Below are 25,122 nucleotides of genomic sequence, written 5' to 3'. Positions count from 1 at the left end.
AAATTGTGATATGAAAAAAATTGGTTTAAACATGATGAAAGTCGGAGTATTGCTCCTTTCGCTTTCATTGACTTCCTGCCTGGATGATCTTGACCAATCCAATCCGGCAAGCGAAGGAACACCTTCGGTAGACGAATTGTACAGGGATCCCGCAGCTTACAGGCAAACTCTTGCCAAGTTGTACGCGGGATTGGCAACTACCGGGCAACAAGGACCTGCGGGAACGCCGGATATCCAAGGTATCGATGAAGGCGCGAGCCAATACATCCGCGGATATTGGTTGATGCAGGAACTTACGACGGACGAGGCGATCATCGCTTGGAACGACAACACGATCAAAGATTTCCATTACCAGACATGGGGTGCAGCCGACGGTTTCATCAACGCAACTTTTTCGCGTCTTGATTATCAGGTAAAAAACTGTAACGAATTCCTTCGTCAGACAACCGACGAGAAACTTGCAGGACGTGGCGTGACCGACGCGGCTTTGCTTGCTGAAATCGCTACGTACCGCGCTGAAGCTCGTTTCTTGAGAGCGTTGAGCTACTGGCATTTCCTTGATTTGTTCGGAGGTCGTGTAGGTTTGGTTACTGAAGAGTCGCCAACATCTTACTTTCTTCCTGAGCAGGTTACGTCTCAGGTGATGTACGATTACATCGATTCGGAACTTATTGCTATCGATGCCGACCTTAAAGCACCACGTACAAATGAGTACCCGCGTGCCGATCAGGGCGCTGCTTGGATGTTGAGAGCGAAGTTGTACATGAACGCGAAGCAATACATCGGAACTGAAAAGTACGCTGAAGCTATGCCGATCATAAGCAACATCCTGTCTGCAGGTTATTCTTTGGTATCGAACTACAACTATCTTTTCCTTGCCGACAATGATACGAACGGGGCGCAAAACGAAAATATTTTCGCTGTTGCTTACGACGGTTTGAATACAAAAACGTACGGTGGTACTACATTCTTGGTACACGCTCCGGTTGGAGGTTCAATGACCGCTTCAGAATTCGGTGTCAACGGTGGTTGGGGCGGTGTCCGCACGACGTCGGCTTTCGTAGGGAAATTCCCGAACGCGACAGCTGATTCGGATACGCGTTCAAACTTCCATACTGATGGTCAATCATTGGTTATTAGTGATGTGGCTCAGTTTACTGAAGGATATGCCATCGAAAAGTTCCGCAACGTGACTTCGACTGGAAATGCCGGTTCAGATGCAGCGGGAGATTTCCCGGATACTGACTTTATCATGTTCCGTTTGGCCGATGCTTACCTTATGTATGCAGAATGTGCCGTTCGTACCGGAACTGACATTACGGGCGCAGTAGGTTACGTGAACGATGTTCGCGAACGCGCTTTCGGGAACAGCTCGAACAACGTAAGCAACCTTACACTAGATTTCCTTATTGACGAAAGAGCAAGAGAATTGCACTGGGAAGGCCATCGTCGTACCGACCTTATCCGTTTCAATAAGTTCACCGGAGGTGCTTATTTGTGGCCATGGAAAGGCAATACTCCATCAGGATCGCCGACTCCTAGCTTCAGAAAGATTTTCCCAATCCCTGCAAACGCAATCGGAGCTAATCCAACCCTAGTACAAAACCCTGGTTATTAATATTATAAAGTATATCAAATGAAAACAATGAAGAATATGATGATTGCGATGCTTGCTATCTTTGCAGTGTCGTGTACGCAGGATGATGTTGAGAACAGACCTGTAGTCGAAGGAAAAACAGCTCCTGTATTGAACGCGCCTGAAGCAGGTAACGTATACGTTCTTAATCCGGACACGCAGGAAGTACTTGCTGAGCGTTTCGTATGGACGGCGGCTGATTTCGGCGAAGGAGTCATTCCTAACTACGCTGTAGAAATCGATTACCTTGGAGATGCTTTCGATACTCCGCAAACAGTTGGAACTACATCTGGAACATTGCAATTGGCTGCATCGACAAGTACGTTGAATACTGCTTTGCAAGGTTTGGGCGCAACGCCGTTCGAGGCTGCAACTTTCGAAGTGCGTGTAAAAGCTTATGTTGGTGATTCAGTTATGTACAGCGAGCCTGTAGAAATGAGCATCACGCCATACACTACTGAGGCTCCGAAAATGTATGTCGTGGGTAACTTCCAAGCGGCTTCAGGTTACGGATCAGACTGGACACCTGCCGACGGTGCAGTGATCCAGGCTCCTGAGTACGGTGACACAAATTTCGAAGGTTTCGTTTACATGAACGTTGCTGCACCTGAATTCAAATTTCTTCCTACAAACACAGGTTTTGACGGAGATTACGGAGATGACGGTTCTTTCGCCGGAATGCTTGCTCAAGAAGGTGAATCGAACATCGTTGTTTCGGCTCCTGGTTACTATTTGATCAGAGCCGATACTGAAGCGATGACGTATTCAGCTGCTGCGATGTCTTGGGGAATCATCGGATCTGCCACGCCAACAGGATGGGATTCGGATACCAACATGACATATGATGCGGGAACTAAAAAGTGGACTATCGTAATGCCGTTGGTTGGTGGCCAAAAAATTAAATTCCGCGCCAACGATGGCTGGGACATTAACTTTGGTGACGACGGACAGGACGGTTCGTTGAACTACGGCGGTCAGGACATCGACGTCGCGACTTCAGGTACATACACGATCACTTTGGATCTCAGCACCCCTAGAGCTTACAGCTACACGGCTGTACTCAACTAATTCTGTAGAAATTAATAAAAGGGCTCTTTCGCGAGAGCCCTTTTTTCACATTTTAAGCTATGATCAAAAACTATTTATTTATCTGGGTACTGAGTCTGGTATCATGTGTGTCGATTTCCCAGGTAACTACCACACCGTCACCGCCTGAAGCGAACGCTCCGGTGACCATTTTCTTCAACAAAGCCGGAACAGGTCTCGCGACTTACAACGGTACGATCTACGCCCACACCGGCGTTACGGTGAACAGTACGAACTGGTCCAACGTGATCGGCCAATGGGGACAAAATACGGTCCAACCAGCATTGACACTTGTGTCAGGAACTACATACAAGCTTGAAATCACCCCCGATTTGTACACATATTACGGAGTTAGCACTTCGAACTCGATCACGCAGATCTGCATCGTTTTCCGATCGGATACCGGAGGCGCCCAAAGTACTGACTTCTACATTCCCGTAGGCGCATTCCAGGCAACTTTGACGGCGCCTGTATTGAACGGCACTACGATCGTAAACTCGGGTGGAAGCCTTGCCATCGCGGCAAACAACACCAACGGGAACGCGAATTACAACCTATTGGCGAACGGCGTAAGCATCAACAACGCGACTACCGCGAACTACAGCTTTACCGATACCAACATAACGGCGAATAAAAACTACGAATTGCAAATCGTACAGGGAACGACCACGCACACACGCAAATTCGCAGTCGTCGTCAATCCGGGAACGGTTACCCAGACAATTCCCGCGGGATTGGTCGACGGTATCAATTACAATGCATCTGACGCTACGAAGGCGACGCTCGTGCTTACGGCGCCGGGCAAGGATTTCGTGTATGTTGCGGGAAGTTTCAACGGCTTCAATCCGACGTCGGCGCATGCGATGAAAAAAGACGGTACAAGCGGCAAATTCTGGCTCGAACTTACAGGTTTGACAGCAGGTCAATACGCCTACTATCAATACTGGGTAGTCGACACGACGCCCACGACGAATTCCCCGGCTTTGGTAAAAACAGCCGATCCATATTCGACATTGGTCGTAAATCCATACGACGATCCTTACATTCCCGCGACTTCCTACCCGAATATGCCGGTTTTCCCGGCAGGACAGGATCGTGATGTGACGGTTTTGCAAACAGGGCAAACGCCATACAACTGGCAGGTTACGAATTTCGTAAAACCTAAGAAAGAAGACTTGGTGATTTACGAGCTTTTGGTTCGTGATTTCGACGCGAACCGTCGTTACCAAGATGTCATCGACCGTATCGATTACTTCAAGAATTTGAAGATCAACGCTATCGAATTGATGCCCGTAATGGAATTCGAAGGCAACGAAAGCTGGGGTTACAACACGTCTTTCCACATGGCACTCGACAAATTTTATGGTTCGGCGGCGAAATTGAAAGAACTCGTTGACCTTTGCCACCAAAATGGAATCGCGGTAATCCTTGACGTCGCACTTAACCACGCATTCGGGCGCAACCCGATGGTGCGTATGTGGATGAAAGATCCCGACGGAGACGGATGGGGCGAACCGGCTGCCGACAACCCGTATTTCAACGAAGTCGCGCGCCACTCGTACAGCGTCGGAAACGACTTCAACCATTCTTCGCTACTGACGAAAGAATACGTGTACCGCGTCCAAAAACAATGGATACAAGAGTTTAAGATCGACGGTTTCCGTTGGGATTTGACAAAAGGTTTCACGCAATTGTGTACGGCGTCCGACGAGACGTGTACGAACGGTTCACCCGCTGACCGCGTACCGATCCTAAAAGATTACGTCGATTATTCATGGTCGCTTGACCCAACGCACTATGCGATTTTCGAACACCTCGGAAACGACACCGAAGAAAAACAATGGGCTGATTACAGGCTCAACGAAACGCCGAGCAAAGGCGTCATGATGTGGGGCGAAATGGCGTACCAATACAGCCAGCTTGCAAAAGGTTACCCGACTGACGGCGTGATCACTCGCGTTGGCCACGTCGCGCACAACTTCGCTGGGAAACGCCTTATCGGATATCCTGAAAGCCATGACAAAGAAAGAATGGTCTATGGCATGATGACTTACGGAAACGGTGCCGGAGCAAGTCCGCCGTTGAACAACCTGAACAATTCATTGGGAAGGATGTCATCGATCGGAGCAACTTCATTGCTTGTTCCGGGTCCGAAAATGATCTGGCATTTTGCCGAACTGGGTTACGACGATTCCATTTACACGTGTAACAACGGAACCGTAAATGACGAATCGGGCGTGATCACAGGCGATTGCAAACTCGACACGAAACCGCAGGAACAATGGACCAACAATTGGTTGGGCGTTACGCAACGCGCTGAGATCTACAACAACTACAAAAAGATGATCCAGCTCAAGATCCAGGAGCCTGTTTTTGAAGGAAATTACGATATCAGCCCCGATGCGAACAACATTCGCCAAAGAATCTATGTATATGACAATTCACTTCCAGCGACGCAATTGAGAAACGTTGTCGTAATCGCGAATTTCTCGGTAGCTGCCCAATCGATCAACCCGAGTTTTCCATACACGGGAACTTGGTACAACCTGATGGACAACACCCCGATGACGGTTACCAATGCGACAGCCACGATTTCAGTTCCCGCAGGACAATTCCGAGTGTACGGAAACCAGCCTGTTTCCCTATCAGCCGACCAATTCGACACGACAGTAAACATGGCCTTGTATCCGAATCCGGCTTCGAGCGCGTTCGCAATTTCAGCCGACGTTGCACAACTGCAAGTATTCTCGGTGACCGGCCAATTGGTCAAGACGTTCCAGGGTCAATCGATCGGGACATCGTATGACATCAGCGATTTGACGCGCGGTGTCTATTTCGTAAAAGCGACTGACGAATACCGTCGCGAAAAAACGATGAAACTTGTAAAAGAATAATTTCGAGTTAGTTTTAGTTAAGTTAAAAAAGGCCTTTCCCTACCGGAGAGGCTTTTTTGTTTCTTAAAGCAACGCTAAAAGCCAATCGTAAAATTTAACATTTGGATTATATTTGTCTTATGAACAGACGTTTTAAGACCATATCGCTGCGCATCCTTAAATGGACGGGAATCACAATCGGATCGATTTTATTATTGCTTTTCCTAATTCCGTTGTTATTTCCGGGAACGCTTGCTGAGCAGGTCAAAGTCTTCGCCAATAAAAAACTCAAGGGCGAACTCAATTTCACCGAGGCGAACATCTCATTCTTCAACCATTTCCCGTCACTTACCGTGACGCTTGACAATTTCTCGCTTAAAGGTTCGGCCCCATTCGAGAACGACACGTTGATAGCGGCCGAGGAAGTCGCATTCGGCATCAATCTGAAACGACTAATTTTCGACAATCAAGTGAGCATAGACGAGATTTATGTCGACAATTCCGTCGTTAACGTCATGGTTAACGAACAAGGTTTGGCGAATTACAACGTCTATGTTTCTGAGGAGGAAGAACCGACCACCGACACCGTTTCAAATACATCCGTCCGACTCGATCGCATCGACATTTCGCATTGCCGATTGCGGTACGAAGACAAATCGGCTAAGATGCTGATCTCGGCCCAGGATTTCAACTACCTCGGAAAAGGAAATCTCGACCAGTCGGTATTCGATCTTGAAACCGACGCCGAGATCGGAAACTTTGATTTCGTGTACAACGGCGAACCGTATCTGCAACGCAAAAACGTAAGTGCCGAACTGGTCACGCGCATCAACACGAACGCGCTCACGTTCAGTTTCCAGCGAAACGATTTGAAAATCAACAAACTTCCCATAAATTTCAAAGGCGATTTCAATATCCTCAAAGAAGGGTATTATATCGACGTCGAAGTATCGTCGATCGGTAGTAACCTGCAGGATTTATTCACGGCGCTTCCGCCCGAGTACGTGACCTGGCTCGAAAGCTCGAAAGTCAAAGGCGATATCGATTTGTTGCTCACGTTCAAAGGCCGATACGACGCGACCACGAACCGGAATCCGTCGCTCGCGTTCAGCACCAAAATCACCGACGGTTACATCGAATACACGGGCGCACCGTTGCCGACAAGCGACATCAACCTGAATTTTCAGGCGGTCCTTCCGTCGTTGAACACCGACAGCTTGAGCGTGAAACTCGATTCGCTCACGTTCAAACTCGGGGACGAATACATGCGGGCTTACGTGGAAACCACGGGCGTGAAATCGCTTGACATCAAGGCGAACGTAAAAGGAAACCTCGATCTCGAAACGCTCGACAAATCACTTGGTTTGAGCGTCGTCGACATGAGAGGAAAACTCAATATGAACGTCGAAGCGAACGGCATTTATGATTCCGAGAAGCGTTTGTTCCCAAAAACCAACGGAAAAATCCTGCTTAGGAACGCTTGGCTCAAGACGTCGTATTATCCGAATCCGATAACCGATATCAATTTTGATCTGAGCGCGCTCAACGGAAACGGGAAATTCAGCGACACCAAAATCGCGATCAAACCCGCTCGCTTCACGTTTGAAGGAAATCCGTTCGACCTGCAGGCGGCGTTCTCGAATTTCGATGATGTCGATTATGATGTCCGTGCCAAAGGCGTGATCGACATTGGAGCGATCTACAAAGTTTTCGCCCAAAAAGGGATCGACGTAACGGGTTACATAAAGTCCGACGTCAAGCTCAAAGGCCGCCAAAGCTACGCGACGACGGGACAATATTCGAAACTCGACAACAGCGGGACGTTGCTCATTCGCGACATCAAGGCCTCGATGGACGCATTCCCGAAACCGTTCATGATCAAGAAAGGCGCGTTCGTTTTCGACCGCGAGAAGATGAATTTCAACGAATTTGCCGCCACATACGGCCAATCGGATTTCGCGCTCAACGGCCGACTCATCAACGCGATCAATTACTTTTTCGAGAAACGCGGCACGCTCCACGGCAGTTTCAAGCTCGATTCGAAATACATAAATGTGAACGAGTTCATGGCCAACAAACCGGCAGAACCAACGGCTCCGACGAAGTCTGAAGTCGTCGAAACCAAAGACAGTCCAAAGCCAAGCGAACCGCCGGCCAAACAAGGAAGCGGCGTGATCGTCGTTCCCACAAACCTCGACGTCTCGCTCTCGACGAACATCGCAAAAGTCAAGTATGACGATCTTACGCCTGAGAAGATCAGGGGAACCGTCGGCGTGAGCAAAGGAAAAGTCACGTTCAAGGGAACGCAGCTCGATATCGTCGGCGCGACATTGAATCTAGACGGCATGTACGACGACGCCTCGACCACGAAAGCCGGTTTCGACTTGCGTTTCCGCGCACGAAATTTCGACGTGCAACGCGCGTTCAAGGAAATCGAGATGTTCAAGGAACTCGCGACATCGGCTGGGAATGCCGAGGGAATCATCTCGGTCGACTACAAACTGAACGGCGTGCTCGACGCCAACATGGATCCCGTCTATCCATCGCTTGAAGGCGGTGGCGTGGTTTCGCTCAAAAGCGTGAAGATAAAAGGCCTAAAAATGTTCGGCGGAATCAGCAAGAAAACGGGTTCCGACGGTTTGAACGATCCCGATCTGTCTCGCGTGGACATCAACACGAAAATCAAAGACAACGTGATCACGGTCGAGCGTACGCGCATGAAAGTCGCCGTTTTCCGTTTGCGGTTCGAAGGGAAAACGAGTTTCGACGGCCAGCTTGCGTTGCGCATGAGGCTTGGTTTGCCGCCTTTCGGATTGATCGGAATCCCGATTGCGATTACCGGGACGCATTCCGACCCGAAAATCAAAGTGTTCAGTAAATCGACCGATGAAGTCGAAGCGACCGAGTACGGCGGGAAGCCCGTAATCACGCAGCCTCAGGGAAATGCGACGCCAACCAAGACCGAGGAACTCAAAAAGGAAAAGGCGGAGGCGAAGAAAGAAGATGATGAAAAGAAAAAGGATGAGAAGAAGTCCGACGATAAAAAATCCGACAAAATCCGCGACGAGAAAATTCCCTTGAAAACAGAACCCGAAACGAAAACGAAATAAAAAAAAATCCTGACTTAGATCAGGATTTTTTTTAGGCCTTCGGCTATGCTTTTCCAAAACATATTGTAGAACGATTTGTCTTTCTCACGTTCGACTTCGATCTCGGTCTGCTTGACTTTTTCCTTGCTGTCTTTCTTGACGAAAATTCCCGCGACCGCAGTGAGGAATTTGTTCTTTTTCTGGCGGTCGTTCTTCTTGTAGATCGTGAATTTCAAGTCGTCGTAATTGATCCCGAAGTTGCCTTTCGATCCGTTGTCGTTGCCTTTGAAATCGAAATAGACTTCATCCAGGATTCCTTTTCCCGTGAAATTCATGTAGGGTTTGCTGAAGTCCGACAGTTGCTCGACGGGAAATTTCTTGATGCTGCCGCGAATCCGGAAACCATCTGACTTGTCGAGCACATTGAGATTCCATTTGACGTTCATAGGTGCGACATCCATGAATTTCGCCGCGACTACGATCTTGACATCGGGCAATTTCGTCTGTTCGAAACCGCTGTAGATGTTTGTCGCGGTAAGGTTGAACGGGCTCCAGCGCAGTTTTCCGGGGCCGCCGTCCCCAACTTGTTCCTCATATTCCAATACCGAATTTTTGATCGCCAACGTGTCGATGCGCAAATCGAAACCAAGATCACGCAAGAGCGAGTTGTAGAGTTTTTTCTTGCGCAAATCGTCGGCGACGCGCTTGTCTCGGAAGATATTCGCGTTCACGTTGTCAAGCTGCAACTTGCTCGAATGCACGAACAACGTATCGTCCTTGCGAAATCCCCAGGATAAATTATTTAGGTTGAGTTTTTCGACCTTGATGTTGTACATGTCGCGCTCGGTTTCAAGCGATTTTATGAACGCGGGTCGGCTCAGATCGCATAGGTATTCGAGTTTCTCGAGTGTAAAGCCGTCATTTTTCGTGGCGATTTTGCCCGTTTTTATATGATACGTGACGTTCGGCTTGTAATAGACGCTGTCGCAATCGAACGAATAGGTTTCGTAGGCGAACGGGATTTTGCGTTTGAGCACGTCGTCGGTGATCGCGATTCCGTTGAGTTCGATGGAAATGTTGCGAGCCGTAAGCATTGGTTTGCCTGATTTCGGATATAAGATCGTGACGTCGCCGTTGTGGAGTTCGACTTCAGAGACGCTGATGACTTTTTCGAACGGTGCCACGACATCGGCGCTCAAACTTTTTGAATATTGAATTTTCTTCTCGTCTTTCTTGTACAGCGTGATTTTCGGTTTTTGGATAATGACGCGCCTGGCCTTTATACGATCGCTTACAATCAGGCTCCAGACGCTTATTCCGCGTACTTCAATTGACTCGACGCTCGCAAAGATTCCGGCTTTGTTGATGCTGTCCTTGAGTGCGGCTTTGGGCACGATTGAAATATCAGAGGCCGTAATCGTCGAGGTCAACAGCGACACGTTGAGATTCTTGTACGTGATGAAGTACGGCGATTTGTTCTTCTCGTTGATGATCAGCGGCAGTTTCTTGTCGATCCAATAATAATTGAAGTACAACCCGAACGCGATGACGAGCAGGACGAATGCACCGATTCCGATGAGGATTTTCTTGAGGTGTTTTTTCATGTCGAATAAAAATAGCGAATATTCGCGCGGCGTTTTTGATATTGTGATATTTTTACGATCCGTTTAAAAAAGATTACATGAAATCAGCAATCAAAATTTTTTTAGTGGCGTTTGTTTTACTTTTCGCACAAGACATTTCGGCCCAAAAAACCGTGCAGACCGCAACCATAAAAACACTGATCAATTGCGATCACTGCAAACAATGTGAAACCTGCGGCGACAAATTCCAAAAGACATTGCTCAAGGAGAAAGGCGTTCAAATGGTCGTGCTCGACGAAAAAGCGATGACGATAACAGTAACCTACAACTCCAAAAAAACCGATTTGAGCAAGGTAAAAACCGCCATCAGCAAATTGGGTTACGACGCCGATGAAATCAAAGCTGATCCGGCTTCCTATGAGAAACTCGACGCCTGTTGCAAGAAAGCATAAATCCAAATGAAATTGGTCGCGTTCCACGAAAAGACAGTTTGCGATTTTTTCGACAATCTGTTAAATCGACATTTTCAAAGCACTTTATCGATTAAAAAGAGAGTGGTGGAATTTCGCCTTTGAGATAATCTTCACACTAAAAACTTAGCAAAATCGCGGTTTGCGACGAAGAGTATGTGCAAATATACCGTCGTAATCTGTAATTTTTATAGTCGTATTTGGAGTTAGCTTGCCTGAAAGCTTTCGCCATGATTACGCATACCTTGATATTTAAATGTAAACTCGACCAATTACCAGATCCGCAAAACGTCGGGGATTTTCTAATTGACGAGCTCGACCATCCGCGGCTTTTCTACTTCGGGCGCGATGGAAAAAGAGTGACAGGCAATACGAAAAAATTCATCACACGATTAAAAGACACGTTTTACGTCAAGGTTTCGTTCCATCATTTGCTCAAACTCGATCCCATTCATTCGTTCGCGGTGATCAAAGAAGCATTGCGAAAGGGTTTCATAACGAAATTCACGTACGACGAAAATCAATTGAATGTAATTCTTTACTAACAAAAATCTTCGTGACTTAGCGTCTTCGAGTCTTCGTGTCGAAAATACAGGCGGTTATAGGAACCGTTCTTAAAAACGAGAAAATAATAAAAACAAAAAACCCGAACGAGTTGTTCGGGTTAATTTGTGGTACCTCCAGGAATCGAACCAGGGACACATGGATTTTCAGTCCATTGCTCTACCATCTGAGCTAAGGTACCTTTGCAGATGCGGGTGCAAATATAGAATGATTTTTAATCTATGCAAAACAAAAAGCGTAAAAAAATCTATTCGTACCTTCGCGCCCAATGGTACTTACAATCGACATCGGGAATACGAGAACGAAAGGCGCTGTATTTGAGCAGGATGCGATCGTGCATCAATTCGTGACGCTGGAAAGCGACTGGCAAAAAAAGGTTTGGGAAATTCTCGATGCGTATCCGAATATAGGAAATTTGGTCGTCGCGTCGGTAGGAAAAACACGACACGAAGGCATTTTGGAGTTCGAAAGTCGCGTAAAAGTCCATTTCATTACGCACGAAACAATCTTTCCCTTTGTAAATAAGTACGCGACGCCCGCAACTTTGGGAATTGATCGAATGGTTTTGGCTTCGGGTTCGGTGCTTGAATTTCCCAAGCGGAACAGGCTCGTGATCGACGCCGGAACTTGCATTACCTACGATTATATTGATTCCGACGACAATTATCTTGGCGGATCCATTTCGCCCGGAATCCGATTGCGGTATGAAGCACTGCACAATTACACGGCGAGATTGCCCTTGTTGACGCAGGAAATTCCGCCCGATCCGATCGGCGATTCGACGGCTGCGGCCATACATTCGGGAGTCGTGAACGGCGTGGTGAATGAAATCGACGGATTCATCGATTCCGCCCGAAAACGCTGGCCAAACTTTATCATAATTTTAACTGGCGGTGATACAGTTTTTTTGGCTAAGCAATTAAAAAATACCATATTTGCCAATCCAAATTTTCTGCTCGAAAGTTTGAACCGAACATTTCAATTTATCCTAAATGATTAAAAAAATTCTGGTAAGCGCATGCTTGCTGCTGTCGTTCATTTCTTTTGCGCAGGAAGGCAGTTATTCTCCATATTCTTTTTACGGAATCGGGGATCAGCGCTTCAAGGGAACCGTTGAAAACCGCTCAATGGGCGGGCTTACGATTTTTCCCGACAGTATCCACATAAATATACAAAACCCGGCGTCTTTTTCATCATTGAAGCTAACGACATTCACAATTGGAGGAACTTCTTCTTGGGCCGACCTCACGACCGAACAAAAAAGCGAACAAGCCAAGCGCGTCGTACTCGATTACCTTGCGGTAGGTTTACCGGTTGGCCAGAAATGGGGCGTTTCGTTCGGATTGATGCCATACACGTCCGTAGGTTATAAGATAAGGACCGAAGTATTGTTGCCGGACGATGAAGTTTCCACGAGAAGCTTCTCAGGAACGGGCGGGTTGAATCGCGTTTTTGCGGGCGTCGGATATAAAATGACAAAAAATTTCAGGATCGGGATTGACTTGAACTATAACTTTGGAAACATCGAGACAACCGTCACGCAGCGCGTTTTCGGGGTGCAATTCGGCACGAGGGAACAAAATATCACCGAGGTCCGAGGCATGAGCATGAACGCCGGATTGATGTACGAAGGCAAAATAAACAAGACATTGCGCGCATTCGCGGGCGTAACGTATACACCGGGAACCAAATTGAGCGCCGACAACATTATCCGTCTGAACACCGTCCAATTTCAAAATTCGGGAGCGACAGTAGTCGTCGATTCCATTCCGGGCGTACGGTCTAAATTGGATCTCAGGCTTCCGACGCGATTCAGCATCGGTGGAGGTTTAGGCGAGCCGACCAAATGGCAAGTCGGAGCCGAGGTAACGTTCCAGGATTACAAAGACCAGGCAAACCGTTTCGACTCGGGCAATTTTACGAATGTCGGATTTGAAAACGCAATAAAATACAGCATCGGTGGTTATTATATTCCGAACTACAATTCATTCAGCAGCTATCTGAGTCGCGTAACGTACCGAGCCGGTGGCCGATATGAAAACACAGGTTTGGTCATAAACGCACAATCCATACACGATGCGGCAGGAACCGTCGGATTGGGATTGCCTATCGGAGGCGCGTTCTCGAACGTAAACATCGGATTGGAATACGGTAAGCGCGGCACGAAAGCGTACGGGCTTGTCGAAGAAAAGTACTTCAATTTATCGGTTGGACTTTCGTTCAACGATAGATGGTTCGTCCGACGCAAATACGACTAAACGTCAACCTTAAAAGAATTAAGTCATGAAGTGGAAATTTGCTATTTTGTTCGTGCTAATATGTGTCGTTTCGGGTCTTTCCCAAACGCAGAAGCCTGACAGGGATTGCCAGTTGAAACTTTATTCGGTCGACAGCCTCGTAAAGGCGAACGAATACGACAAGGCGTGGATTCCGTGGTCGGAACTGCGCAAGAAATGTCCGACGTTAGACGAGAGAATTTACACCAAAGGCTTCGAAATCGTAAAATTCCGGATCGACCGCGTTCCCGCCGACCAAAAGGAACGTGGCGTACAGGAACTTTTGAAACTGTACGACGATTACAACAAATACTATCCGAATAATCCTGTGCCGATCGCATTGTATAAAGCGATGGCGATGGATCACTACAAGGTCGGGACGAGCGACGAAATTTACGCGCTACTCGACAAGGCATTCAAGAATCCGTCGAATTTCAAGGACGTCGACGCGCTGCACCTGTATCTGAAACTTTACGTCGAAAAACAAAAAGCCGGCGACAAAACGATTACACCCAAAAACATCTTGGTAAGACGTGACGCGCTGGCGACGCATTTGGCGAAGCTCACGGCCGAATCTCCCGGAAATGCGAAAGCGAACGAGCGTTATGCCGATACGATGGACAGGCTGGTTTCTGATTTCGAAACCTGCGAAACCCTCAGCCAATACTACGGAGAAGTGTTCGAAGCCCGAAAAAAGGACACGATCTGGCTCGGCGTCGCAAGTAAAAAACTACTCGACAAGCAATGTGTGAGAAGCCCGATTTTTTCGAAAATATCCGAGGCGCAACAAAACCTCAAACCGACTTCACAATCGGCGTACAATCTCGGAACGATGGCTTTCGAAGCCGGGAAATTGGAAGATGCGGCGAAATATTTCAACCAATCGGCCGATTTAAGTAAGGATCCGAGTGATAAAGCCGCGACCTATTTCACGATCGCATCGATGATCTACATGCAGTCGGATAAAGCGAAGACCAAGGAATACGCCCAAAAAGCGCTCGAAGTCCAACCGAACTTCGCCAAATCCTACATTCTGCTTGCGCAATTGTATGCCGACGCAGGGAAAGATTGCGCCAAGAACGACTTCGAGAAGAAAGCGCTCAATTGGCTTGCCGCCGAGACGATGAAAAAAGCGGTTTCGGCCGATCCAAAAATGAACGCCCTCGACAAGATGGTCAAGAAATACAATGAGAAAGCACCGACATCGGCTGAAATCAAAGAAGCGAAAATGGCGGGAAAAACCATTGCATTTGGCTGTTGGATCAATGAAACGGTCGATGTGCCGCAACTCTAAAACATGAAATTACGCAACTACATAAGCATTTTGGTGTTGGCGATCTTACTCGTCGGCAGCATCTCGTGCGAAAGTAATTTCAAGGAAGTCCAGAAAATGAGCTTTTCGGAATTTACGCCGAGCGGGGAAGCCGACGATTTCAATTTGAAATACACCGATTCAGGCCGCATCACATCGATCCTAAAAAGCCCGAAGATGCTCGATTACGGAGCGGTGCAATATCCGTTCATCGAATTCCCGAAAGGCGTTCTCGTGACGTTCTACGATAAGAACCAGAAGAAAACCTACGTGAAATCAGATTACGCGGTGAGTTACAAAGGAACCGATCTCATCGACCTTCAAGGCAACGTGAACATCTGGACCGACACGGGTTCGCGCCTCGAAACCGAACAATTGTATTTCGATCAGAAAAACGAATGGTTCTTCACTGAAAAGAAATTCAAATTCACTGACCCGAAAGGCGTTTCGTACGGCCAAGGCGTCGACTTCAGCAAAGATTTCAAAGTCGTGAACTCGCAAAAGATCTCGGGTGAGATCGAACGCGGCAACGACATGTAAAACCGCCCGCGAATATTCACTATATTCGTAAAGGCCAATCACAAACTTATGGGTTATCTAAAAATCGTACCTTACATTTATCTCGCCGCAGGGCTATTTTTCATCTATACGGGCGTGTTGCGCTACCTTGACCACGAAGAAGGATTTTGGATCTGGTTCGTGATCGCGGCGCTTTCGATCTTCATGTTTTTCTTCAGGATGAAGTTTGCGCGCAAGTTCGAGGACAACAGGCGCGATAAAAAATAAGCGATGGAAACCGGTATCATAATTACTAGCCTGATACTGGCCGCGTTCTTTTCGGGCATGGAAATCGCGTTCGTCTCGTCGAACAAGATCTATCTTGAAATCGAGAAGAAACAAGACGGTTTCCTCGCCGGAATTCTCACCAAACTCACTGAAAAACCGTCGAAATTCATAGCGGCGATGCTCGTTGGCAACAACCTGGCGCTCGTGGTTTACGGCTATTTCGCGTCGGCGCTTTTACTGCGTTGGTTGCAGCCTTACCAGTTTACGATGTTGTCGAATTTGTTGTTGCAGACGTTGATCGCGACGGTCGTGATCTTGCTGACTTCAGAATTCCTGCCCAAAGTATTTTTCCAGATCTACGCCAACAGCCTCATGCGTTTCTTCGCGTTCCCGGCCTACGTCTTCTACAAGATTTTCTATTACATTTCGACGCTCATCCTTTGGTTTTCCGACATAATCCTCAAGAAATTCTTTGGGACCGGAAGCGATCCGGTACAAGTGTTTTTCAGCAAGGTCGAGCTCGGAAATTACATAACCGAACAAATGAGTACGGTCGAGGCGCACGAGGAAGTCGATTCGGAAATCCAGATTTTCCAGAACGCGCTCGATTTTTCAGGCGTGAAGGCACGCGATATCATGACGCCGCGCATGGAAATCTCGGCGATCGATATCTACGCGCCGGTTTCGGAATTGCGTGAATTGTTCATCGAAACGGGTTATTCGAAAATCCTCGTGTATCAGGAATCGCTCGACGACATCATCGGTTACGTGCATTCGTTCGAATTGTTCCGACAGCCGCGCCGCGTCAAGCAGGTGATGATTCCCGTAGAATTCGTCCCGCAGACCATATATATTAAGGACGCGCTCGATCTGCTCACGAAGAAACGCAAAAGTGTTGCCGTCGTGCTCGATGAATATGGAGGAACGGCGGGCATCATGACGGTTGAAGACATCGTCGAGGAACTTTTCGGGGAGATCGAGGACGAACACGACGAGATCGAAAAACAGACCGAGGAGAAAATCAACGACACGACCTGGCTTTTTTCCACGCGTCTCGATGTGGAATATCTCAACGAAACGTACAATCTGGACATTCCTGAGGGCGATTCCTACAGCACGCTCGGCGGATTCATCGTGAATTCCACGAACGAGATTCCTCAAAAAGGCGAACAGGTCGTAATCGGCAACTTCCGTTTCACGATCGAACAGGCCACGAACAAAAAAATCGAGCTCGTCAAAATGGTCATCGGCTAACTGAAGTTCTTTTGCCATCTGAAAATCTGTCAATCTGAAATCTATCAATCTAAAAAATGGAAATAATTCCATTAGTTTATGGTTATTAAATAGATAATTGTATTTTCGCAAACTGAAATAAAAATCAAGAATATAAAATGGCAGTTTTATCAAAAATCAGACAGCGCTCAATGCTCCTGATAGGTGTGATCGGATTTTGTTTATTAGCGTTCCTCATCGGTGATTTGTTTACCAGCGGTAACATCGGTATGGCGTCTAAAGACGTGGGAAGCATAAACGGCAAAGACATTACGTACGAGGATTTCCGGGTTAAGGTGAGCAATGCTGAAAAAGGTGGACAAGGAATGTCGCTTACACAGGCTTCAAACAGCGTTTGGGACCGTGAAGTGGCGATCGCGTTGCTTTCGGCGGAGTTCGACAAATTGGGTATCCGCGTCGGCGAAAAACACATCCTTGAAGCGTTGAAGAACGACCAACAGATCGGTCAGAACCCAATGTTCAAGAACGACAAAGGTGAATTCGACGTTGCTAAATTCCAGGAATTCGTAAGCTCGAACCCGGAAATGGCCGCAGCTTTCAAAGACAGCGAGAAAAACGCCACCTTGAATGCAAAATATCTTTTGTACAACACATTGGTAAAAGGCGGAGTTTTCGTGACCGAAGCCGAAGCCAAATATAAATATGAGGCCGAAACGACCAAAGCGACATTCGATTACGTTGCCGTTTTGTTCTCATCGGTTAAAGACAGCGACGTTAAGATCACTGATGCCGAGTTGACCGACTACATGAAAAAACACGAAAAGCGCTATAAGGCTGACGAGAACCGCGAGCTTGAATACGTGCTGATCGAAGACAAACCATCGGCTAAGGATGAAGCTGAAGTGAAAGCGAGCATCGACGCGTTGCTTACTTCGACTGACACCACAGGAAACTTCCGCACGACGAATGACGTTCCTGATTTCGTGAACAAACATTCAGATGTCCCTTACGATTCGACTTACATCGCCAAAAAAGACCTTCCTACAGAGCACGCCGAAGCGTTGTTCAACCTTCCTGTCGGCGCGATCTACGGACCGTACATGCAAGGCGGTTACTATGCGATTACCCGCGGAATGGGGCGCAAGGCCGGAGCGAACGCAAAAGCAAGTCACATTTTGATCAGCTGGGAAGGAACCCAAGTGCCGAACAAGCGTGAGAAAAGAACCAAAGAAGAAGCAAAAGCGAAAGCAGAAGCTTTGTTGACGCAGGCAAAAGCGAATCCATCAGGTTTCATGATGTTGGCGCTTACGAATTCTGACGATTCATCGGCCCAACAAGGCGGTGATCTTGGATATTTTTCATCGGGACAAATGGTGAAGCCGTTCAACGATTTCGTATTCAACAATCCAATCGGTACGATAGGTTTGGTCGAGACGCAATTCGGATACCACGTAATCAATGTTACCGACAAGCAAGATGCGGTCAGATTGGCGATCATCGCCCAAAAAATCGAGCCGTCTGACGCGACGACCGATGCACTTTACCAACAAGCGGTAAAAGTGGAGATGGAAGCGAACGACAAAGATTTCGCATCGGTGGCGAAAGCCGAGAAATTGACTATCGTTCCAAAAGTGAAAGTCAAAGCTATGGACGAAGCTTTCGGAAACATCGGAAACCAACGTCAAATCGTGCAATGGGCGTTCAACAGCAAGACTGAAGCCGGCGACGTGAAGCGTTTCGAAGTCGTGAATTTGGGTAACGTGATCGTAAAACTTACGAAAGTGAATCCGGAAGGACTTCTTTCTCTTGACGAGGCGCGTGTAAGCGTCGAGCCGATCCTTAAAAATAAAAAGAAAGCCGAGATGATCATCGCCAAAATGAAAGGCGGATCACTCGCTGCCGTTGCTCAAGCCAACAACACGACGGTTCAAACTGCAACCGACTTGACTCTTGAAAACGCCGTAATTCCAAATGCAGGCCAAGAGCCGAAAGTAGTTGGAGCTGCCATCGCGCTTGGAGCCGGGAAAGTTTCAAAACCGATCGAAGGAAATTCAGGAGTTTATATGGTGCAGCCGAAAATCGTTGCCAAAGCGCCTGCGATCAAAGAACACGTCGATTACACGAACAAGCTCAAGCAAGTCACGGCAGGTTATCCTGGACGCGTTGTTCCTGCGCTTAAAGCCGACGCCGACATCGAAGACAACAGAACGAAATTCAATTACTAAGAGAATTTCTTTACACATAAAAAATCCCGAGCGTTTCGTTCGGGATTTTTTTTATAATATCATTTCGCTGAACGGTATGACGGTTTCATAACCGCGCTTCTTAAAATATTCGGTCGGGTTCTCACGGCTCACGGCCATTACGAAATCCCCGCCCCAACCGCCGAGGCTTTTGACGACGCCTTTGAAATCGGGGAACAATGCTTCCTTGACGGTCTGCATTTCGAGTACGTCGCTAAGGATGCTTTCGTGTTTTTCCATCAGATGCGCGAACGATTTCATGTCGGGAGCCGATATCGCTTCGTGCGTCACGCGGTTGATCCTGTCGACGATGGGCTTGATGTTCTTCTCTCGATTCTGTTGATATGTCGCGATAGCCGCCTTGCTGCTTTGTTTTTTGTTCAGATAGACGAAGTACAGATCGGCGGTGAAATACGGATGGAAGTCGATGATGTCGACCTGAGGATTTCCATCGGCGATCCGATACAAAATAGGCGAGTCGTTTTGCGCGCAAGCGATGTCGTAACCGCTGCCGCCGAAACTATTCCAAAGCAATTCGAACGCGTCGATCCCGAGCCATTGCGCGATGTTGTTGATCAAGGTCGATGACGTTCCCAAACCCCAATTCCTCGGGAAGGTGAGGTTCGTCGTGATCGAATAACCTTTCGCGTTTTCAAGGAACGATGGATTTTTTAGCCAGCCTTCGTGTAAAATCTCAAGTAAGGTATTCCTGACGTTGTCATTTTTTTCGACGTAATCGGGATTGCATATTTCGGCAAATGCAAACGAATCCTCGAACCAAACGCTGCCGTCGCTATTTAAGCTTTTCCAATCGATTTTTTCGCCCGATGATTCCTCGACGATCAAATCCTGCCCGAATTTCGTCGGACAAGCGAACGCAACAGCTCTATCGAGTACGACGTATTCGCCGGTGATGAGCAGTTTTCCGTTGGAGTAAAATCGTTTTTTCATAGGTATTTTGTAGCCGGGCGAGCGAACGATCGGTTTCTAGTTCTTGCGCAGGCTTTCGATGAAGTTCACCGCGGCCGCATGTGAAATCGCGTGTTTCTTAAAATATTTCCGAACCGATTCGCGCTCTTCGTCGGTCGCTTCGAACTGGTTCAGGATATTGTTCAGGTGCATTTTCATGTGGCCTTCCTGGATTCCCGTGGTCGTGAGCGAACGCAAGGCGGCGAAGTTCTGTGCGAGTCCGGCCGCGGCGACGATCTGCATGAGTTCAGGCGCCGACGGTTTCTCAAGCACTTCCAAGGCGAATTTGACCAACGGATGCAAAGATGTCAAACCGCCGACCGTTCCCAAAGCCAACGGGATTTCCATCCAGAAATGGAAGTTGCCGTCTTCGATTTTGGCGTGCGAAAGGCTTGCGTAACGTCCGTCTTTTGAAGCATAAGCGTGAGCCGCGGCTTCGATTGCGCGGAAGTCGTTTCCGGTCGCCAGAACTACGGCATCGATGCCGTTCATGATGCCTTTGTTGTGCGTCACGGCGCGATAGGGTTCGATTTCGGCGATCTGGACGGCCGTGACGAATTTCTCGGCGAACGCTTGCGGATCGATTATGTTTTTCTCGGCGAGCTCTTCGATTTTGCACGAAACTTCGGCGCGAACGATGCACGAGGTAACGTAATTCGAGAGAATGCTCATCACGATTTTTATGTTTTTTTCTTCCGATGAGAAACCTTCGTATTCATCGGCTTCGGCTTTCAATGTTTTGGCGAATTGCTCGAGACATGAATTGATGAAATTCGCGCCCATCGAATCCTTGGTTTCGAACGTCGCATGAAGCTGGAAATAACCTGGGATTTCCGATGTCCTGTCGCGTAATTCAATGTTGAGGATTCCGCCGCCCCGTTGTTGCATGTTCTTCGTCAGAGGTTCCGTATCGTAGAAAAAATGCGGTTTGATGAGTTGGAAAAAACCTTGGAGTTTTTCTTTGTCGCCTTGGAAAATGAAGTGGACTTGCCCGATTTTTTCGGTGTTCAGCACTGTCGTTTTAAAACCGCCTCGCGTCGACCAGAACTTCGCCGACTTCGAAGCCGCGGCAACTACCGAACTTTCCTCGATCGCCATCGGAATCGTATATGTCTTTCCGTTGATTGCGAAATTTGGCGCGATGCCAAGCGGAAGGTAAAAATTCGTGATCGTATTTTCGATGAAATCGTCGTGCAATTGCTGCAGTTTCGCGTCGGAATTCCAATAATTTTCGAGTAAGGAAATCGCGTTTTGAGGACTGTCGAAATACGTATCGGCGATCCATTTGATCCTTTCGTCCTTTGAAAGTTTCGAAAAACCCGCTATGCTTTTTTCCATGTGAGGCAACTTTGATTGCTGCAAAGATAGTTTTTATCGCGAAGTCTTGAGGGATGAATGTTTATAAGATTTTTTTCAACAACATAAGATTTTTAACATCGATATTGATTGATTTAACATTGCAACTGCATATCTTTCGAAAGCGAATTATGGAAGAGAAAAGTGACTATATATGGGGTAGAGGCGCGCAGAAAAATGTGCAGAACCGTTTCTTTGCCGAATCGCATGAAGTGAGCGACGATTTTCTTAATTATTGTAACGCCGAAGGTGACGACCCCGATCCGAACAAGACGCATTATCTCGAAGTATTCCCAAAAACCATCGTGAACCGCGTCGAAAGCCCCGATGTCGGCATGGCGTATTCGATGAACAGCTATCAAGGTTGCGAACACGGCTGCATTTATTGTTACGCGCGGAACAGCCATGAATATTGGGGTTACAGCGCGGGATTGGACTTCGAGCGCAAGATTCTCGTCAAGAAAAACGCAGCTCATCTGCTTGAGGAAAAACTGCAAAGCAAAAACTGGAAAGCCCAGACGATCATCATGAGCGGCAACACCGATTGTTACCAACCCGCCGAACGCAAATTCGGGATCACGCGCCAATGCCTTGAGATTTTTTACAAGTATCGGCATCCGGTCGGCATCATCACGAAGAACGCATTGATTTCGCGTGACATCGACATCGTTTCGAAATTGGCTCAGGACGATTTGATAGGCGTGAGTATTTCGATAACCTCATTGTCCGAGAAAACGCGCCAACTCGTCGAGCCGCGAACTGCATCGATCAAGAAACGATTGGAAACCGTGAAATTATTGTCGGACAACGGGGTTCCCGTGAACGTGATGATAGCGCCCGTCATTCCGGGAATCAACAGTCACGAAGTTCTGCCGCTCGCGAAAGCAGCCGCCGATGCGGGAGCGCTGTCGATTGCGCACACGGTCGTTCGCCTGAATGGCGCTATCGGGGAAATCTTCACCGATTGGGCGCACAAAGCCATGCCCGACCGCGCCCAAAAAGTCCTGAATCAAATAAAGGAATGTCACGGCGGCAACCTAAACAACAGTCGTTGGGGAAACCGTATGCGTGGCGACGGCAATTTCGCTGATCAAATCCACGCTCAGATGCGTTTGGCAAGACGCAAGTTCTTTGAAGGGAAGAAATTTCCGCCGTTGAACAAGGATTTGTACGAGCAGTATCGCGATGGGCAGTTGAGTTTGTTTTGAGACGTTTGATTTTGCCACGAAGGCACGAAGTCGCGAAGACTTAATTAGCTGCTAAACTTTCTTAAAGCTGTTTTATGTTTTGCCATCTTCGTGTCTTTGTGCCTTCGTGGCAAAAAAACACAAAATTTGATGGACGACCCGTAACAAATCCCAGTTTCAACGACCAACCGCCATCAACCAAAAACCAGATTTAACAACGTGAAAATAGCATTATATGCATTTTTTTCACTAACATTGACGGTTTTTATATTACTCATAAAAATGACTAAACTTTTCAGGATTACCGCGCTTTTTTTATTGGTGTGCGCGACGGTTTCGGCTCAAAAAAAGATAACCGTCGAGGAAATTTTCACGGGTGCTTTCCGCACAAAAGGCATGGACGAATTGGCTTCCATGAAAAACACGAACCAATACACGGTGCTGAATTTTGATCGCGCGGCACGAAGCATGACGATCGATCTATACGATTTCGCGACTTTGAAAAAAGTTTCGACGTTGATCGACACCAAGAGTCACAAGGAATTGCAATCGATCGACAGTTATTCGTTCGACGAATCCGAGAAGAAAATCCTCATCGCGACTCAAAGCAACCAAATCTTCCGCCACTCTTTCACGGCCGATTTCTATTTGTACGACATCGCAGGCAAGCAACTTTCAAAAATTCTCGAACAAGTCCAGGAACCGACTTTTTCGCCTGACGGAACGAAAATCGCCTACGCCAAAGCGAACAACTTATTCGTCTACGACATCGCCTCCAAAACAAGTACGAACGTCACGACCGACGGCAAGAAGAACAGCGTCATAAACGGCATCACCGACTGGGTTTACGAAGAGGAATTCGCGTTCGTCCGTGCATTCGACTGGAGCGCCGACAGCAAGAAAATCGCCTATATCCGTTTCGACGAATCGTCGGTTCCCGATTTCACGATGACGGTTTTCCACAAAGATTTATACCCGAAGGAAGAAACATTCAAATATCCCAAAGCGGGCGAGAAAAATTCACTCGTTACATTGCACTTGTACGATGTTTCGGCCAAATCAAACAAAGACGTGAAACTCGGGAACTATTCCGATTTCTACATCGCGAGATTGAAATGGACGAAGGACGCCAATACGTTGAGCGTACAGGTCTTGAATCGTCATCAGGACAACCTCGATTTGATTTTCGTCGACGGGAATTCGGGCGCAGCGAAAATCGTACTCAACGAAAAAGACAAAGCGTATGTCGATGTCACCGACAACCTCACGTTCCTGAAAGACAACAGTTTCATTTGGACGAGTGAGAAAGACGGTTTCAACCACATTTACGTATACGACAAAAACGGGAAACTCAAGAACCAGGTCACGAAAGGAAATTGGGAAGTCACGGCGTATTACGGATTCGATGAAAAGAATAAAACAGTTTTCTACCAATCGGTTGAGAACGGTTCGATAAACCGCGACGTCTACAGTATCGGCCTCGACGGAAAAAATAAGAAACGACTTTCTTCACAAGTCGGAACAAATACAGCGACGACGTTCAGCCCGAACTTCGATTTGTACATAAACAGCTTCACAAGCGCGACCGAACCGGCTTCGTACACGTTACGCGATTCGAAAACAGGCAAAGAAGTCCAGGCGATTTCCGACAACAAAGCGTTGCTCGAAAAAGTAAAAGCCTACAATTTGCCCGCGAAGGAATTCCTCACGATCAAGACTGAAAAAGGCGTCGAGCTCAACGCCTGGATGATCAAGCCGAAAGACTTCGACGCGTCCGAGAAATATCCGGTTTTCATGTACCAATATTCGGGTCCGGGTTCTCAGGAAGTCGCCAATAACTGGCTCGACGCGAACGATTATTGGTTCATGATGTTGAGCCAACAAGGTTATATCACGGTTTGCGTCGACGGGCGCGGAACGGGTTTCAAAGGCGCGGCGTTCAAGAAAATTACGCAAAAGGATTTGGGCAAACTCGAAGTTGAAGATCAGATCGACGCGGCGAAAGTCATCGGGAATTATCCGTATGTCGACAAAACGCGCATCGGGATTTTCGGATGGTCGTACGGCGGTTTCATGTCGTCGAACTGTATCTTGAAAGGCGCCGACGTATTTAAGATGGCGATCGCGGTCGCTCCGGTCACGAACTGGAGATTCTACGATTCGGTCTACACGGAACGCTACCTGCAAACGCCTCAGGAAAATGCGGCGGGTTACGACGAGAATTCGCCGATCAACCACGTCGACAAACTGAAAGGAAAATATTTGCTGATCCACGGTTCGGCCGACGATAACGTCCACGTGCAAAATACCATGCAAATGGTCGAAGCGCTCGTGCAGGCCAACAAGCAATTCGAATGGGCGATCTACCCTGATAAAAATCACGGCATCTACGGCGGAAAAACGCGCATCCAACTGTTCGACAAGATGACGAACTTCATCCTACAAAATTTATAATAACC

General features: G+C 47.6%; 18 protein-coding genes and 1 tRNA gene. 15 read left to right on the top strand and 4 right to left on the bottom strand.

Annotation, left to right across the window (positions count from 1 at the left end):
* The first annotated feature begins 10 nt into the window (after positions 1-10).
* From EOO50_RS08605 to EOO50_RS08590, 4 genes are all read left to right on the top strand, one after another.
* Complete coding sequence (locus EOO50_RS08605) at positions 11-1,618, top strand: RagB/SusD family nutrient uptake outer membrane protein (protein ID WP_290839262.1); 1,608 nt, start codon at positions 11-13, stop codon at positions 1,616-1,618.
* 18 nt (positions 1,619-1,636) lie between these two features.
* Positions 1,637-2,704: a SusE domain-containing protein gene (locus tag EOO50_RS08600; RefSeq protein WP_290839260.1), complete on the top strand. Its 1,068-nt coding sequence runs from the start codon at positions 1,637-1,639 to the stop codon at positions 2,702-2,704.
* Between the two features lie 59 nt (positions 2,705-2,763).
* Positions 2,764-5,616 (top strand): alpha-amylase family glycosyl hydrolase, encoded by a 2,853-nt coding sequence (locus EOO50_RS08595; RefSeq protein ID WP_290839258.1) that lies wholly within the window; start codon positions 2,764-2,766, stop codon positions 5,614-5,616.
* Positions 5,617-5,735: 119 nt separating this feature from the next.
* Positions 5,736-8,705, top strand: coding sequence for an AsmA-like C-terminal region-containing protein (locus tag EOO50_RS08590; RefSeq protein WP_290839256.1), 2,970 nt, complete (start codon positions 5,736-5,738; stop codon positions 8,703-8,705).
* Positions 8,706-8,719: 14 nt separating this feature from the next.
* Here EOO50_RS08590 and EOO50_RS08585 read toward each other — a convergent pair whose 3' ends face one another.
* The gene (locus EOO50_RS08585; RefSeq protein ID WP_290839255.1) at positions 8,720-10,288 is read right to left on the bottom strand and encodes a hypothetical protein; all 1,569 of its coding nucleotides are present in this window, start codon (positions 10,286-10,288) and stop codon (positions 8,720-8,722) included.
* Positions 10,289-10,365: 77 nt separating this feature from the next.
* On the opposite strand from EOO50_RS08585, the gene EOO50_RS08580 reads away from it, so the two are divergent.
* The gene (locus EOO50_RS08580) at positions 10,366-10,719 is read left to right on the top strand and encodes a heavy metal-associated domain-containing protein (protein ID WP_290839253.1); all 354 of its coding nucleotides are present in this window, start codon (positions 10,366-10,368) and stop codon (positions 10,717-10,719) included.
* A 248-nt stretch (positions 10,720-10,967) separates the two neighbouring features.
* Positions 10,968-11,282, top strand: coding sequence for a hypothetical protein (locus EOO50_RS08575; RefSeq protein WP_290839251.1), 315 nt, complete (start codon positions 10,968-10,970; stop codon positions 11,280-11,282).
* Positions 11,283-11,409: 127 nt separating this feature from the next.
* Here the strand turns inward: EOO50_RS08575 and EOO50_RS08570 are convergent.
* Positions 11,410-11,482: transfer RNA gene (locus tag EOO50_RS08570), tRNA-Phe, on the bottom strand.
* Between the two features lie 87 nt (positions 11,483-11,569).
* Between EOO50_RS08570 and EOO50_RS08565 the strand changes: the two genes are divergently transcribed.
* The 7 genes from EOO50_RS08565 to EOO50_RS08535 all read left to right on the top strand — a co-directional run bounded on the left by EOO50_RS08565 (position 11,570) and on the right by EOO50_RS08535 (position 19,133).
* On the top strand, positions 11,570-12,301 hold the full coding sequence (locus EOO50_RS08565; RefSeq protein WP_290839249.1) for a type III pantothenate kinase: 732 nt from the start codon (positions 11,570-11,572) through the stop codon (positions 12,299-12,301).
* On the top strand, positions 12,294-13,559 hold the full coding sequence (locus tag EOO50_RS08560; protein WP_290839247.1) for a hypothetical protein: 1,266 nt from the start codon (positions 12,294-12,296) through the stop codon (positions 13,557-13,559). The genes EOO50_RS08565 and EOO50_RS08560 overlap by 8 nt, the downstream gene beginning before the upstream one ends.
* A 25-nt stretch (positions 13,560-13,584) precedes the next feature.
* Entirely contained in the window at positions 13,585-14,871 is a 1,287-nt protein-coding gene (locus tag EOO50_RS08555) for a hypothetical protein (protein ID WP_290839245.1), read from the top strand.
* A 3-nt stretch (positions 14,872-14,874) separates the two neighbouring features.
* A complete protein-coding gene (gene lptC / locus EOO50_RS08550) occupies positions 14,875-15,429 on the top strand; it encodes an LPS export ABC transporter periplasmic protein LptC (protein WP_290839244.1) in 555 nt (184 codons plus the stop codon).
* Positions 15,430-15,477: 48 nt separating this feature from the next.
* Entirely contained in the window at positions 15,478-15,675 is a 198-nt protein-coding gene (locus tag EOO50_RS08545; protein WP_290839243.1) for a hypothetical protein, read from the top strand.
* Between the two features lie 3 nt (positions 15,676-15,678).
* Positions 15,679-16,929 (top strand): hemolysin family protein, encoded by a 1,251-nt coding sequence (locus tag EOO50_RS08540; RefSeq protein ID WP_290839242.1) that lies wholly within the window; start codon positions 15,679-15,681, stop codon positions 16,927-16,929.
* 137 nt (positions 16,930-17,066) lie between these two features.
* The gene (locus tag EOO50_RS08535; RefSeq protein ID WP_290839241.1) at positions 17,067-19,133 is read left to right on the top strand and encodes a peptidylprolyl isomerase; all 2,067 of its coding nucleotides are present in this window, start codon (positions 17,067-17,069) and stop codon (positions 19,131-19,133) included.
* A 51-nt stretch (positions 19,134-19,184) separates the two neighbouring features.
* Here the strand turns inward: EOO50_RS08535 and EOO50_RS08530 are convergent, their stop codons facing one another.
* Positions 19,185-20,102, bottom strand: a complete 918-nt coding sequence (locus EOO50_RS08530) for a GYDIA family GHMP kinase (protein ID WP_290839239.1) — start codon at positions 20,100-20,102, stop codon at positions 19,185-19,187.
* Positions 20,103-20,138: 36 nt separating this feature from the next.
* Positions 20,139-21,482, bottom strand: a complete 1,344-nt coding sequence (locus EOO50_RS08525; protein ID WP_290839238.1) for a hydroxymethylglutaryl-CoA reductase, degradative — start codon at positions 21,480-21,482, stop codon at positions 20,139-20,141.
* A gap of 125 nt (positions 21,483-21,607) precedes the next feature.
* On the opposite strand from EOO50_RS08525, the gene EOO50_RS08520 reads away from it, so the two are divergent.
* Positions 21,608-22,684 (top strand): PA0069 family radical SAM protein, encoded by a 1,077-nt coding sequence (locus EOO50_RS08520; protein WP_290839236.1) that lies wholly within the window; start codon positions 21,608-21,610, stop codon positions 22,682-22,684.
* 261 nt (positions 22,685-22,945) lie between these two features.
* A complete protein-coding gene (locus EOO50_RS08515) occupies positions 22,946-25,117 on the top strand; it encodes a S9 family peptidase (protein WP_290839235.1) in 2,172 nt (723 codons plus the stop codon).
* The last annotated feature ends 5 nt before the right edge of the window (positions 25,118-25,122 follow it).

It is taken from the genome of Flavobacterium sp. (assembly GCF_004211145.1).
Lineage (GTDB): Bacteria > Bacteroidota > Bacteroidia > Flavobacteriales > Flavobacteriaceae > Flavobacterium.
The sequence above is the reverse complement of the archived record's forward strand: the minus strand, read 5'-3'. Positions and strand labels throughout refer to the sequence as shown.